Consider the following 13,312-nt stretch of genomic DNA (forward strand, 5'->3'; position numbering starts at 1 on the left):
ACCCACTACCTGGCGTGATGTCACGTGCTGACGGCAAAACAGGGGCGACACAAACCAGCGCGCCAACCTTTGCGAACGCGCACGAAGGCGCGAGCTAGAGGCCCGGCACGAATTTTTACTACAGGTGGTCCTGTTCAGCTAAGGAGACGCAGGGGCTTGCGTCAAGAAATCGTGAAGGAATCATTCGTTGTTTGTTAATTTTGCTAACTGAATAATTTTTATAGGTTTTATTTCTCCAATAGCGAGCTTGGCTATTTGCCCTCTTTGCGCTATGCCGAATGATTGCTAACCGCTGGCGACAGCTGGAAGACAGAGGCGTTGTGGCTCGACTTCCCTCTGATGGCCGAGGGTTCGAATGCACAGGATCCAAGGACGCGGTTGATCCGCCCTACTGGAACTGTGCTGGAGAACATCATGAGCAAACACCTGCTGCTTGCGTCTGCGTTGGTTTTTTTCGTCTATCAGGCCCCTGGCGTAGCCAGTACCTGTGATGCGCAACTGAACATCGGTTCGTGGAACATCGAATGGCTGGGTTCGGCGCAGCGCAACAAGATTGGCCACCAGGCACCTGAGGATATCGCTTCCTACATTGGTGCGGCCAAGGTCGATGTACTGGCACTGATGGAAATCTCGATCACCCGCTCTGCCACCGGGGGCGCGATCAACCAGCAATTGGATGAAGCATTTGCACTGCTCAATAGCCAGGGCGCAGCCTGGGAATACAGGCTTTTCGAGAAGCACCCCCAGGCCGGCGCGTCCAGGGACCAATGGACGGGGTTGGCCTGGAATACCCACAAGGTGCAGATGACCGCAGGCCCCTGGAATGTGGCTGGCGTCGATGAGCAGCGGCGTGTCGAAGTGCTCGGGGCGGATTCGAAAAAAGTGCCGCTCAACCGCACCCCCTATGCAGTCAAACTCTCTGCCGGTGAAGGCAAAAGTGACTTTCTGTTCGTACCGCTGCACCTGAAGGCCAACAGTGGCAAGACCAGCGAGGCACAACGCGAGCTCGAAGTGCACCTGATCCTGAAAGGGTTGGAGTCGGTGCGTGCCGAAACGGGCGAGAACGATGTGATTCTTCTGGGGGACACCAACATGCTCAATGCCGATGAGCCGGGAGCGCACCTGCTTGCCGCCAATGGGCTGCGTGATTGCAACAGCGCAGACCTTGGTACCTGGCTTACCACTGAGGCCAGGTTTGCCGATGCGCCCTTTGACCGCATCTTCGTCATGGGCGACCAGCCAGAGACCCAGGCAACCTGCACGCAAGCCACCGCAGGGGCACTGGCATTCAGTGTCGTGACAGCGGATGACTGGATACCGGGCATGGACGCCGAAACCTTCCGCCAGCGCCTATCCGACCATCAGATGGTCCGCACCGCTGTCTGTATCGGGGCGGATGACGACTGACAGTGCTCCGCTCTACAGCCGTACTTCGACACTCAGGGGCAGGTGGTCAGACAAATGCGTCCACGGCTTGTGCCCGAGAATCCGCGGCCTGTGGCTGTCGGCGTTGCGCAGGTAGATGCGGTCCAGGCGCAGCAGCGGCAGGCGCGCAGGGTAGGTGCGCGCCAGCAGCCCATGGTGGCGCTCGAAGGCCTCGTGCAGGCCTTGCTCCAGCCCCAGGGTACGGTTGCCGCGCAACTGCCAGTCGTTGAAGTCGCCGGCAATGATCACCGGCGCATCGGCGGGCAGGGCGTCGAGCAGTTTGCGCAGCAACTGCAACTGCTTTTGCCGGTGGCTTTCGAGCAACGACAGGTGCACGCAGATGGCGTGCACCTGACGCCCGCCCGGTACATCCAGCACGCAATGCAGCAGGCCGCGGCGTTCGGGGCCGGTGATCGACACGTCGAGGTTGCGGTGCTCGATGATCGGGTATTTGGACAGCAGCGCGTTGCCGTGGTGGCCGTCGGGGTACACCGCGTTGCGCCCGTAGGCGAACTCGCTCCACATGCTGTCGGCCAGAAATTCGTACTGCGAGGTTTTCGGCCAGCCGGGGTGGCGTGCGGCATGCCGGTCATGGCTGCCGAGCACCTCCTGCAGGAACACGATATCGGCCTGCGTACTGCGCACCGCCTCGCGCAACTCCGGCAGGATGAAGCGCCGGTTGAAGGCGGTGAAGCCTTTGTGGGTATTGACCGTCAGCACCTTCACCCGGTGCACCGGCGGGGCCTGGCTGACGCTGGCGAAACCTGGACTGCCGGCTTCGAGGTTCACGGCTGCTCCTGTTTTGGGGTACCTGTAGCGGCCCTATCGCCGGCAAGCCGGCTCCTACAGGAGCCGGCTTGCCGGCGATAGGGCCGGTACTGCTTACGACCCACCGGCGCCTTGCAGGTTCATTCCTCCTCCCGCTGCAACACCAGCAACAGCAGCGAGCGCCCCTGCACCTCGAACAGGTTGTCGAACGCCAGGTGCTGGGCCTTGCGCAGTTGCGGCCGGTCGGTGTCCACCAGCAGGCTCCAGTAGTCGCCCTCGGGCACGGCCGGCAGCTTGAACGGCACCACGTCGTGGTAGGCGTTGACGATCAGCAGCATGGTCGCCTCGGCACCGGGGCGGGCGATGCCGCTTTCCTGGGCACGGCCGTCCATCAGCATGCCCAGGCAGCGGCCGTGCGGGTCTTCCCACTGCTCGACGCTCATCTCGCTGCCGTCCGGGGCCAGCCAGGTGACGTCCTTCACGCCGATGGCCTCGTTGTAGTCGCCCACCAGAAAGCGCGAGCGGCGCAGAATCGGGTAGGCCAGGCGCAGCCGGGTCAGGCGCTTGACGAAGGCCATCAGCTCGGTGCCGTCCTGGTCCAGGTCCCAGTTCACCCAGCCGATCTCGCTGTCCTGGCAGTAGGCGTTGTTGTTGCCGTGCTGGGTGCGGCTGAACTCGTCACCGGCAACGATCATCGGCGTGCCCTGGGCCAGCAGCAGGGTGGCGAAGTAGTTGCGCATCTGGCGCATGCGCAGGGCGTTGATCGCCGGGTCGTCGGTGGGGCCTTCGACGCCGCAGTTCCACGACAGGTTGTTGTTGGTGCCGTCCTGGTTGTTTTCGTCGTTGTCCTCGTTGTGCTTGTCGTTGTACGACACCAGGTCGCGCAGGGTGAAGCCGTCGTGGGCGGTAACGAAGTTGATCGAGCTGTACGGGCGCCGGCCACGGTTGTTGAACAAGTCGCCGGAGGCGGTGATGCGTGCGGCAAAGTCGGCGAGCATGCCTTCATCGCCCTTCCAGAAGCTGCGCACAGTGTCGCGAAAGCGATCGTTCCACTCGGCCCAGCCAGGGGCGAAGTTGCCCACCTGATAGCCGCCCGGGCCGCAGTCCCAGGGCTCGGCGATCAATTTGACCTGGCTCAGCATCGGGTCCTGGCGGCAGGCGACGAGGAAGCCGTGACGCTCGCTGTAGCCGTCGTGGTAGCGGCCCAGGATGGTCGCCAGGTCGAAGCGAAAACCGTCCACGTGCATTTCGCCGGCCCAGTAGCGCAGCGAGTCGGTGACCAGTTGCAGCACGCAGGGGTGGCTGAGGTCGAGGGTGTTGCCGGTGCCCGAATCATTGATGTAGTAGCGCTTGTCGTCGGGCATCAGCCGGTAGTACGAGGCGTTGTCGATGCCGCGCATCGACAGGGTCGGGCCGCGCTCGTTGCCTTCGGCGGTGTGGTTGTAGACCACATCCAGAATCACCTCAAGGCCCGCGTCATGCAGGTGCGCGACCATCTCCTTGAACTCGGCGATCTTGCCGCTGGCCAGGTAGCGCGGGTGCGGGGCGAAGAACGCGATGCTGTTGTAGCCCCAGTAGTTGTTCAGGCCCTTGTCCAGCAGGTGCTGGTCGTTGACGAAGGCGTGGATCGGCAGCAGCTCGATGCTCGATACGCCCAGCTCCTTGATATGCCCCAGCAGCTCGTCGTTGGCCAGCCCCGCGAAGGTGCCGCGCAGGTGCTCCGGCACGCCGGGGTGGCGCATGCTGATGCCGCGGGTGTGGGCCTCGTAGATGATCGTGCGCTCCCACGGGATCAGCACACGCTGGTCGCGCCCCCAGGTGAAGGCCGGGTCGATGACCTTGCACTTGGGCACGAACGGCGCGCTGTCGCGCTCATCGAACGACAGGTCACCGTCGGGGTGGCCGATGGTGTAGCCAAACAGCGCCTCGGACCATTTCAGGCTGCCCACCAGCTGCTTGGCGTAGGGGTCGATCAGCAGCTTGTTGGGGTTGAAGCGGTGGCCGTTCTGCGGCTCGTACGGGCCGTAAACCCGGTAGCCGTAGACCAGCCCGGGGTGCGCGTCGGGCAGGTAGCCGTGGTAGATCTCGTCGGTGTACTCGGGCAGCTCGATGCGCTCGAGCTCGTGTTCGCCGGTTGAGTCGAACAGGCACAGTTCGACCTTGGTGGCGTTGGCCGAGAACAGGGCGAAGTTGACCCCCAGGCCGTCCCAGGTGGCGCCCAGCGGGAAGGGCAGGCCTTCGCGGATGCGCGACGGGGCGACGGAGCGGGTTTTCTTCGGGGTGCGGGGGCTCATGGCAGTCCTCGTGGGGCCGTGGAGAGAGAGGAAGTTGTGAATACCTGCACCGGCCTCTTCGCGGGTAAACCCGCTCCCACAGGAATATCACCTGGCTTGAACGAGGCGCGGTCCCTGTGGGAGCGGGTTTACCCGCGAAAGGGCCGGAACAGGCTCAACCAGAAGCTGGTTTTTTCGCGGCCCGAGGTTTTTTCACTGCGGCCGCAGGCAACGCCGCCACTTTGGGCTCTACCGGTGCCTTGGGCTTGGCCGCCGCCTTCTTGCGTGGCGGGGCTTTGGGCGCCAGAGCCTCGGCTTCGGCCAGCTTGCGCGCCTTGTCCCAGTGCTCCTCCTCGCGCCCCTCGGGCTTACCCTCCGACTCCCAGATCTGATACGCGAATTCGCGAATACGCTTTTCATCGACACTCATCACGACGCTCCTGAATGCAATTAGGCAAGATCAATCAACACATTGACCGGAAACTCCGCCAGCACGGTGCTCAAGTTCAGCTCCCTTGAAGGGCTGACCGCAGCACCACCGAAAAGTCCCGAGCAGTTGGCAGGCGACAAGGCAAACGGCAATACCAGCCGGGTATCGTCCCAGTTCTGCGCCGGGATCTGTGGGGTAGTGGCCGGGCCCAGCAGTGCGCTGGCCAGCCGCGGTACAACGATGATGGCGCGTACGCCGTCGCCCAGACGGGCGAAGGCCAGCACCTTGTCGGCGTGGCGGCCCTGCACGGCAAGCGGCAGGTAGGCGCCACGCTGGAACAGTTCGGGGTGGGCCTGGCGGCAATCCAGCACCCGGGCCACCAGCGCCTGCTTGATATGGCCATTGCGCCAGTGTTCGAGCAGCGCCGGCACGGCTGCGCCGTCGGCCAGGCAGGCCCGCCTTGCAGCGTAGTCCACCGGGCGGCGGTTGTCCGGGTCGACCAGGCTCAAGTCCCAGTACTCGTTGCCCTGGTACAGGTCGGGTACCCCCGGGGTGGTCATGCGCAGCAGGCACTGGGCCAGGCCGTTCAGTGCGCCGGGGCAGTCGAGCTGGCGCGCCGCGTCATGCAGCGACTGGCGCAGCTGCTGGCTCTGTTCATCCAGCAACAGGCCATCGACATAGGCCGCGCAGGCCTGCTCGTAACCCTCGCTGGGCGCCGCCCAGCTGCTGCGCAGCTTGGCCTCGCGCAGGGCTTTTTGCTGCCACTGGCGGATGCGCCCGGCGTAGTGCTGCAAGGCGTCGTGGTCGTGCAGCGCGAGCGTCAGCGGCCAGCTGCCGAGCAGGGTCTGCAACAGCAGCAGCTCATCGCCCGGGCTCGGTGCCGGGCCATCGTCCAGGGCTTCGCGCAGCGGCGCCGCCAGTTCCAGCCAGTGCGCCACGCGGCTGGCCAGCCAGGGGCCGCGTTCGCTGAGCACGGCCAGGCGCGCCCGGCAGTCCTCACCGCGCTTGTGGTCGTGGGTGGCGGTGGCCAGCAGGTTGTCGGGGAAGTCGCGCAGGCGGCGCTGGGCTTCGTTATGGAACCACAGCGCATCGGCGCTGAAGCACTCGGCGGCAAAGCCCACGTCATTGCGCGACAGCAGCCGCCCCGAGCGGTAGAACGCGGTGTCTTCCACGGCCTTGGCGGCGCTGGGGGCGGTCAACTGCTGAAAACGCACGCAGGCGTGGCGCAGGTGCTTGCGCGGCCGCCCCGGTGGCAGCTGGCGCCAGGGTTGGCCGCCCAGCCAGCGCTCCAGGTGCCCCAGCAGCGGCCAGTCGGCCTCGCCCAGGGATTGCCGGGCATCGCTCATGGCCTGCTGGAAGAACCCTTCGTCTTCGGCCGGGCGGCCGCAGGCGTTGATGTAGGTGCGGTACACCGGGTAGTGCGCCACCAGCGCCTGCAAGGCCCGGCGGATGGCGCCGAGGGTCAGGTCGCGGGTCATCAGGTCGTCGCGGGCCACCTGCAGCAGGGCCTGGGCCACCGATTCGCAGTCGCCGGCCAGGCTTGCGTTGAGCACCAGCTGGCGGGCCGTGCGCACTTCCTCGGCAAAGTCCGGGCGCTCGCTGACGCTTTGCCACAGCTCGGTCAGCGGGGCTTCGCCGGCCGGGTCGTGTTGCAGCAGCGACACCTCGTTCATGAACTCGTAGCCGGTGGTGCCGTCGGTGAGCCAGTCGCGGTGCAGGTGCTCGCTGGCGCCGAGGATTTTCTCGACGTAGATCGGAAAATGCTCGACGGCAGCCTGTAGCGGCCGCTTTGCCAGCAGCCCGTCAACCCGCCGGCGCAGGTTGCGGCAGTAGCGGCGCGGGTCGGCCAGGCCGTCGATATGGTCGATGCGCAGGCCGTCCACCAGGCCGCGCTCGATCAGCTCGAACAGCTTGGCGTGGGTGGCTTCGAACACCGCTGCGCGCTCCACCCGCAGGCCGCCGAGTTCGTTGATGTCGAAAAAGCGCCGCCAGTTGATGTCGTCGGCGGCGGTGCGCCAGCTGGCCAGGCGGTAGACCTGGCGCTCCAGCAGCAGGTGCAGGCGCTTGAAGCCGGCTTCTGTGGTGCTGTCGAAGGCGGCCAGGGCGCCAGCCAGGCTCGCGCCGCTGGCAGCCAGGCGGGCCAGCTCAAGGTGCAGCGGCGCAGCATCGGCCAGCGGGTCGGCGGCTTCGTGCAGCGCACTGAAGTGCTGGGCCAGTGCTTGCAGGCGCGCATCGTCGGCCTGGCCGAGGATGCGCCCGTAGTCCAGCGGGCAAATCGGGAAGCGGTGCTCGTAGTGAGCCACCTCGAGCAGGCCGTGGGCGGCGTCGAAGGTCAGCGGAATCTGCCCCTGCTGCAAGGCCACGCCATAGTCGCTGCCCAGAAACGGCAGCAGCAGTTGCCCGGCCAGCAGCGGGTCGCTGGAGTGCCACTGAATATCGAAGAACTCGGCATACGGGCTGCGCCGCCCCCAGGCCAGCAGGCTCTGCCACCAGGGGTTGTCGGCGCCGCCCACGGCCATGTGGTTGGACACCGTGTCGAGGATCAACCCCATGCCGTGCTGGCGCAGCGCGGCCACCAGCCGCAGCAACGCCGCCTCGCCACCCAGCTCGGGGTTGACCCGGGTCGGGTCGACCACGTCGTAGCCGTGGCGCGAGCCTGCGCGGGCGGTGAGGATCGGCGAGGCGTACACATGGCTGATGCCCAGTTGGGCGAAGTAGGGCACCAGCGGCACCGCGTCGTCCAGGCTGAAGTCGCTGTGCAGTTGCAGGCGCACGGTGGCGGTCAACGGCTTCATCGGTCGCGCTCCCAGGCTTGTTCGCGGGCCTGGGCCAGCAGCTCCAGGCGCCGCGCCGCGTGCTCGTCGTCCAGCAGCTCGCGCACCGGCGCGGCAAAGCGCCGGCGCCAGTTGGGGTGGCCGTCGGTGGTGCCGGGCAGGTTGGGTTGTTCGTCGTTGCCCAGCAGGTCTTCCAACGGCACCAGCACCAGCGGCGCGCGGGTGTGGCCGACGTAGCGGATGGCCGCGTCGATCAAGGCATTGTTGTCCGCCTGCGGGCCGTAGTTGGCCTCCAGGGTGCGGCGCAGGCCGTCGCGCTCCAGCGCCCGTTCATGGCGCCAATGCAGCTCGGTGGCGGCGTCGATCAGTTGCAGGCGGTGGTTCCAGTCGATGTCACGCCCCGCCAGCCAGCCGGCCAGCGGCGCCAGGTCGTGGGTGCCGGTGGTGGCCAGGGCGTTGTCGGGCCAGTCGAGGATCGCCTTGAACTGCCCGGGTGCAGTCTGCTCGAAAGGCAGCACGCGCATGCCCAGCACGGCCTTGTCGGCCAGGCGCTCGCGCAGGCCCTCGGGCACCGTGCCCAGGTCTTCGCCGAGAATGATCGCGCCATGGCGCGCCGACTCCAGCGCCAGCAGGCGCAGCAGGTCGTCCAGCGGGTAGTTCAGGTAGGCGCCTTCGCCGGCCTTTGCCCCGCGCGGGATCAGCCACAGCCGGCGCAGGCCCATCACATGGTCGATGCGCAACCCCCCGGCGTGGGCCAGGTTGGCCCGCAGCATCTCGATGAAGGCGCGGTAGCCGTTGCGCTTGAGGCCTTCGGGGCTGAAGGCGCAGATGCCCCAATCCTGGCCTGCGCGGTTGAGGATGTCGGGCGGCGCGCCCACCTTGAGGTCGGCCAGCAGCTCGTCCTGGCGGCTCCAGGCCTGGCTGCCGGCGCCGTCGGCGCCCACCGCCAGGTCGGCGATCAGGCCCACGCTCATGCCGTTGCCGCGGGCGGCGTCCTGGGCCCGTTGCAGGCTGCGTTCGGCCAGCCATTGGCAGAAAGCGTGGAATTCGACCCTTGCCGGGTAGGCATTGGCGAAGGCCTCCACCTCGGGGTGGTAAGGGTCGTGCCAGGCGGCGGGCCAGTTGCGCCAGTCGGCGCCAAGGCCGCTGCCCACGGCTTCGGCCTGCAACACCTCGAAGCGGCAGTGGTGCTCCAGGCACTCGCCGCCGGCCGCGCGAAAGCTCTCGAAGTCCTTGCGCAGCGGGTGGTCGGCCTGGCTGAACTGCTGGTACAGCGCCTCGAGCAGGCGCAGCCGCGCATCGGCGGCCAGCGGCCAGTCCACCAGCGGCTGTTGCTCCAGGGCCTCCAGCGTTTGCTCAAGGCCGGCGGCCTCGATGGCCATGCGCACCTCGCGCTCGCCGAAAAGCACCGTGGGGCTGGCGTACAGCACATTGAGCAACAGGCGGCTGGAGGGCGAGTAGGGGCTGAAGTGGTGCTGGCCGAAGGCCGACAGGGTGTGCAGCGGGCTGATGGCCAGGGCATCGGCGCCGCGTTCGGCGGCGCTGCGGGCCAGTTGCTCCAGGGCCAGGCAGTCGCCGTAACCGCCGTCGCCCGGGCGGCGCAGGCTGTAAAGCTGTACCGACAGGCCCCAGCAACGCGGTGGCGGTTGTTCGACGCGGTCTTGCAGGGCGTGGCAGCGCGGTGGCGCCACGGCCAGGGTGAAGGTGCGAGCGTCGATGGTCAGCTGGTGGTAACCGATGGGTAGCTCGCCGGGCAGGCGGGCCTGGGCATCCAGCTGCAAGGCGCGCTCGGCGCCGTCTTCCAGGGCGCACAGCACCGGGCTGCCTGCACTGAAATAGCGCTGCAGGTCGAGGGGCTGGCCCTGGTCGGCGGTCAGCAGCGGTGGCAGGTGTTCGCTGTCGGCCGCTTGTTCGACCGCCTGCAGGCTGGCGGCAATGGCCTGGTCGTCGCCTGCCGGGTGGCCGAGGCCGGCCAGCACGTTGCGCAGCACCTGGTCGCTGACCTGCTGCGGGCGGTTGTTGGCGTCGATCCAGTCGCGCGCCAGGCCCGCCTTGGCGGCCAGGCGGTGCAAGGGGTGTTCGCTCATGGCGTCTCCTGTGCGGGGGGCAGCAGGCTGACCACGCAACTGTGCGCGGCCAGCGTCGAGTCGGGGTGGACGTTGTCGCTGCTGTCGTACAGGCGTTGTTCCAGGGCCGGCAGTTGCGCCGGCTGGGGTTGAGTGTCGAGGTTCAGGTCGATGCGCAGTTGCTGGCCATTGCCCATCTGCCAGCGGGCGCTCAGTGCCTTGTCGCCGAGCACTTCGCAGCCCAGGGCGTGGGCCCCGGGCAGGTGCGGGGTAACGTGTTGGCGGCGCAGGGTCAGCAGTTGCTGGTACAGGCCGTGCCAGCCGGCGAGCACGTCCTTGTGCCTGGGCCGCGAGGCTTCGAAGGTGGTGGCGGCATTGGGGTCGGGGATGCGTTCGCGCTGCTGCGGGTCGGCAAAGGCGGCGAAGTGGGCGAACTCGCCGCGCCGGCCTTCGCGCACGGCATCGGCCAGTTCGTCGTGAAAGTCGGTGAAGAACAAGAACGGTTCACGGCTGCCGTCGTCGTCGCCCATGAACAGCAGCGGAATCATTGGCGCCAGCAGTAATAGTGTGGTGGCCGCGCGCAGCGCCGGCGGCGGGCACAGGCGGGTCAGGCGCTCGCCCAGGGCGCGGTTGCCGACCTGGTCGTGGTTTTGCAAAAACAGCACGAACGCGCTGGGCGGCAGGTGCGCGCTGGGTTCGCCGCGGGGTGTGCCGTGGCGGTTGGGCTGGCCCTGGAACACGAAACCCTCGGCCAGGCAGCGCGCCAGCTGGTCGATGGGCCGCGCCTTGTAGTCGGCGTAGTAACCCTCGGTTTCGCCGGTCAGCAGCACGTGCAGGGCGTTGTGGCCGTCGTCGTTCCACTGGGCGTCGAAGCCCTGCTCGAGCAGGCCGGCCTGGTTGTTTTCGTTTTCCAGCACCAGCCACACCTGGCGGCCAGGCTCCACCGCAGCGCGCACCCGCTGCGCCAGTTCGCGCAAGAAATCCGGCTGGTCGATGGCGTGCACGGCGTCCAGGCGCAGGCCGTCGCAGCGGTAGTCGCACAGCCACATCAGCGCGTTCTGGATGAAGTATTCGCGCACCTCGGTGCGGCGAAAATCGATGGCCGCGCCCCACGGGGTCTGGCGGTCCTGGCGAAAGAACGGGCTGGCGTACTGGTGCAGGTAGTTGCCGTCGGGGCCGAAGTGGTTGTAGACCACATCCACCAGCACCATCAGGCCATTGCCGTGGGCTTCGTCCACCAGCCGGCACAAGGCTTGCGGGGTGCCGTAGCTGTGCTGCGGGGCGAATGGCAGCACGCCGTCGTAGCCCCAGTTGCGCTCGCCGGGGAACTGCGCCAGGGGCATCAGCTCGATGGCGCTGACCCCCAGCTGCGCCAGGCGCGGCAGCACCTGGGCCACGCCTGCGTAACCGTCCAGCAGGCCCACGTGCAGCTCCTGGATCACCGCCTCGTGCCAGGGCCGGCCCTGCCACGGGTGGCGCCAGGTGTAGGCGCCGGGGTCGACCAGCTGACTGGGGCCTTGCACGCCCTCGGGCTGGTAGCGCGAGGCAGGGTCGGCCACCTGCAGTTCATCGTCGATGCAAAAGTGGTAAAGGTCGCCCGCCTGGCAGGGGGCGACGCCGGTGTACCAGCCGTCGTCGGGCAGCAGCTCGATGGCTGGCTGCCCGGCAATTTCCACGCTCACGCGGCGCGCATCCGGTGCCCACAGGGCAAAGCGCGCCGAGGTGGCGTCCAGTAGCTGTGCGCCATGCCTGTGCATCGTCACGCTCCGTTTAAGGGTGGGCTTGCTGGGTCTGCTTGACCAGGTCCTCGTACAGGCGCGCGTAGGGTTCCACCGCCTGGCACCAGTTGAACGGCTGGGTCATCGACAGGCAGCGCATGGCGTTGAGCAGGTCTTTCTTGCTGTAGGTGTAGAAGGCCCGGCTCAAGGCTTCGCGGTAGCTTTCGACGGTGGAGTCGTCGAACAAAAAGCCGGTCACGCCGTTCTCGATGGTGTCGGCCAGCCCGCCGGTGTTGCGCGCCACCGGCAGCGAGCCGAAGCGCTGGGCGTACATCTGGCTCAGGCCGCAAGGCTCGTAGCGCGAGGGCATCAGCAGGAAGTCGCTGCCTGCGAACATGCGCCGGGCATCGGTTTCGTTGAAGCCGATGCGCACGCCGATGCGCCCCGGGTGGCGCAGCGCCAGTTCGCGCATGGCTTGCTCTTCTTCAGGCTCGCCACGGCCGATAATGGCGATCTGGCCGCCTTGCTCGACGATGTAGTCGGCCACCCCCAGCGTGAGGTCCAGGCCTTTCTGGTACACCAGACGCGACACCACGGCGAACAGCGGCCCATCGCTCGGCTGCAGGCCGAACAGTTCGCGCACCTGCTGGGTGTTGCGCGCCTTGCCGTCCCAGTCATTGATGCTGAAGGTGTGGTGCAGGTGCTGGTCGGTGGCCGAGTCCCAGCTTTCGTCGATGCCGTTGGGGATGCCGCCCAGCAGCCCTTGCTGGGCCTTGCTGGCCAGGAAACCGTCCAGGCCGCAGCCAAACTCTGGCGTGGTGATTTCGCGGGCGTAGGTGGCGCTTACCGTGGTGATGTGGCTGGAGTAGGCAAGGCCGGCCTTGAGGAACGACAGCTTGCCGTAGAACTCCATGCCCTCTTGCTGCATGGCATGTTCGGGAATCGCCAGCTCCGGGCTGCAGCCACGGCCATACACGCCCTGGTAGGCCAGGTTGTGGATGGTGAACAGGGTCGGGGTGCTCAGGCCGCGCCAGTGCATGTAGGCCGGGGCCAGGCCTGCCGGCCAGTCGTGGGCGTGCACCAGGTCGGGGCGCCAGTGGGCCATGCCTTCGCCAGCGGCAATCTCGGCCGCTGCCAGGCCCAGGCGGGCGAAGCGGATGTGGTTGTCGGGCCAGTCGCGGCCGTTGTTGGCGCCGTAGGGGGTGCCGTCGCGCTGGTACAGCTCGGGGCAGATCAGCACATAGATCACCAGGCCGTCGGCCAGGTCCATGCGGCCGATCTTGCACGGCGGCAGTGCGGCGTGGCCGCCCAGTTCGCCGACGATATGAATGGGGTTGTCGCTTTCCATCACCTGGCGGTAACCGGGGATCAGCACCCGCACATCGTGCAGGTGGGCCAGCGCCCGGGGCAGGGCAGAGGACACGTCGCCCAGGCCGCCGGTCTTGACCAGGTCGGCGATTTCCGAGGTGACGAACAGGACTTTGCGCTTGTTCGGGTTGTGCTGGCGCAGCGCGCCGGGTGCCTTGACTGTCGGGGCGAGGCTGGGTGGCAGCGGCTCGCGGTTATCCGGGTTGAATGAATCTGCGTGTGGCTCGACAGCGGCACTGATCATACTTCTCTCCGTCCCTTGTGTTCGCGGGGTGCGTTGCGTTGGCTCGTTGTGGTTCTCTCTGTTTTCGGTGTTGCATCTTCGTAGTGCGGTCCTTGCCCCATATTTGTGCGCGCAGGCACGGCACGCCTGGCACTCCGGCCAATAGGCGTGTGGACTGGTTGGGGTGGGTGGGCCGAGCGAGAGGAAGTCCCTTTGCAATGGCCTACTTAGTTCCTGACCTGCCCGTGTTTCGGAAAGTTCGACTTT

The 13,312-nt window shown here is 67.0% G+C and carries 8 protein-coding genes; 1 reads left to right on the top strand and 7 read right to left on the bottom strand.

The annotated features are described in order from the left end of the window. Window positions 1-318 precede the first annotated feature (318 nt). Window positions 319-1,407, top strand: a complete 1,089-nt coding sequence (locus ACI2KK_RS14475) for an endonuclease/exonuclease/phosphatase family protein (RefSeq protein ID WP_404669392.1) — start codon at window positions 319-321, stop codon at window positions 1,405-1,407. A 12-nt stretch (window positions 1,408-1,419) separates the two neighbouring features. On the opposite strand, the gene ACI2KK_RS14480 is transcribed toward ACI2KK_RS14475, so the two are convergent. From ACI2KK_RS14480 to glgA, 7 genes are all read right to left on the bottom strand, one after another. Further along, on the bottom strand, window positions 1,420-2,214 hold the full coding sequence (locus ACI2KK_RS14480; protein ID WP_404669393.1) for an endonuclease/exonuclease/phosphatase family protein: 795 nt from the start codon (window positions 2,212-2,214) through the stop codon (window positions 1,420-1,422). A 119-nt stretch (window positions 2,215-2,333) separates the two neighbouring features. Further along, window positions 2,334-4,487, bottom strand: a complete 2,154-nt coding sequence (gene glgX / locus ACI2KK_RS14485) for a glycogen debranching protein GlgX (protein ID WP_404669394.1) — start codon at window positions 4,485-4,487, stop codon at window positions 2,334-2,336. Between the two features lie 154 nt (window positions 4,488-4,641). After that, entirely contained in the window at window positions 4,642-4,899 is a 258-nt protein-coding gene (locus ACI2KK_RS14490; protein ID WP_404669395.1) for a DUF2934 domain-containing protein, read from the bottom strand. Between the two features lie 17 nt (window positions 4,900-4,916). After that, window positions 4,917-7,691 (bottom strand): malto-oligosyltrehalose synthase, encoded by a 2,775-nt coding sequence (locus tag ACI2KK_RS14495; protein ID WP_404669396.1) that lies wholly within the window; start codon window positions 7,689-7,691, stop codon window positions 4,917-4,919. Next, window positions 7,688-9,757 carry a 4-alpha-glucanotransferase gene (gene malQ, locus ACI2KK_RS14500; protein ID WP_404669397.1) on the bottom strand — a complete coding sequence of 690 codons (2,070 nt, stop codon included), beginning with the start codon at window positions 9,755-9,757 and terminating at the stop codon, window positions 7,688-7,690. Before malQ ends, ACI2KK_RS14495 begins: the two co-directional genes overlap by 4 nt. Beyond that, a complete protein-coding gene (gene treZ, locus ACI2KK_RS14505; RefSeq protein ID WP_404669398.1) occupies window positions 9,754-11,493 on the bottom strand; it encodes a malto-oligosyltrehalose trehalohydrolase in 1,740 nt (579 codons plus the stop codon). Before treZ ends, malQ begins: the two co-directional genes overlap by 4 nt. 13 nt (window positions 11,494-11,506) lie before the next feature. After that, window positions 11,507-13,066 (bottom strand): glycogen synthase GlgA, encoded by a 1,560-nt coding sequence (gene glgA / locus ACI2KK_RS14510; RefSeq protein ID WP_404669399.1) that lies wholly within the window; start codon window positions 13,064-13,066, stop codon window positions 11,507-11,509. Window positions 13,067-13,312 lie beyond the last annotated feature (246 nt).

Origin of the sequence: Pseudomonas sp. NPDC089406, from assembly GCF_044900265.1 — a bacterium.
Lineage (GTDB): Bacteria > Pseudomonadota > Gammaproteobacteria > Pseudomonadales > Pseudomonadaceae > Aquipseudomonas > Aquipseudomonas fakonensis.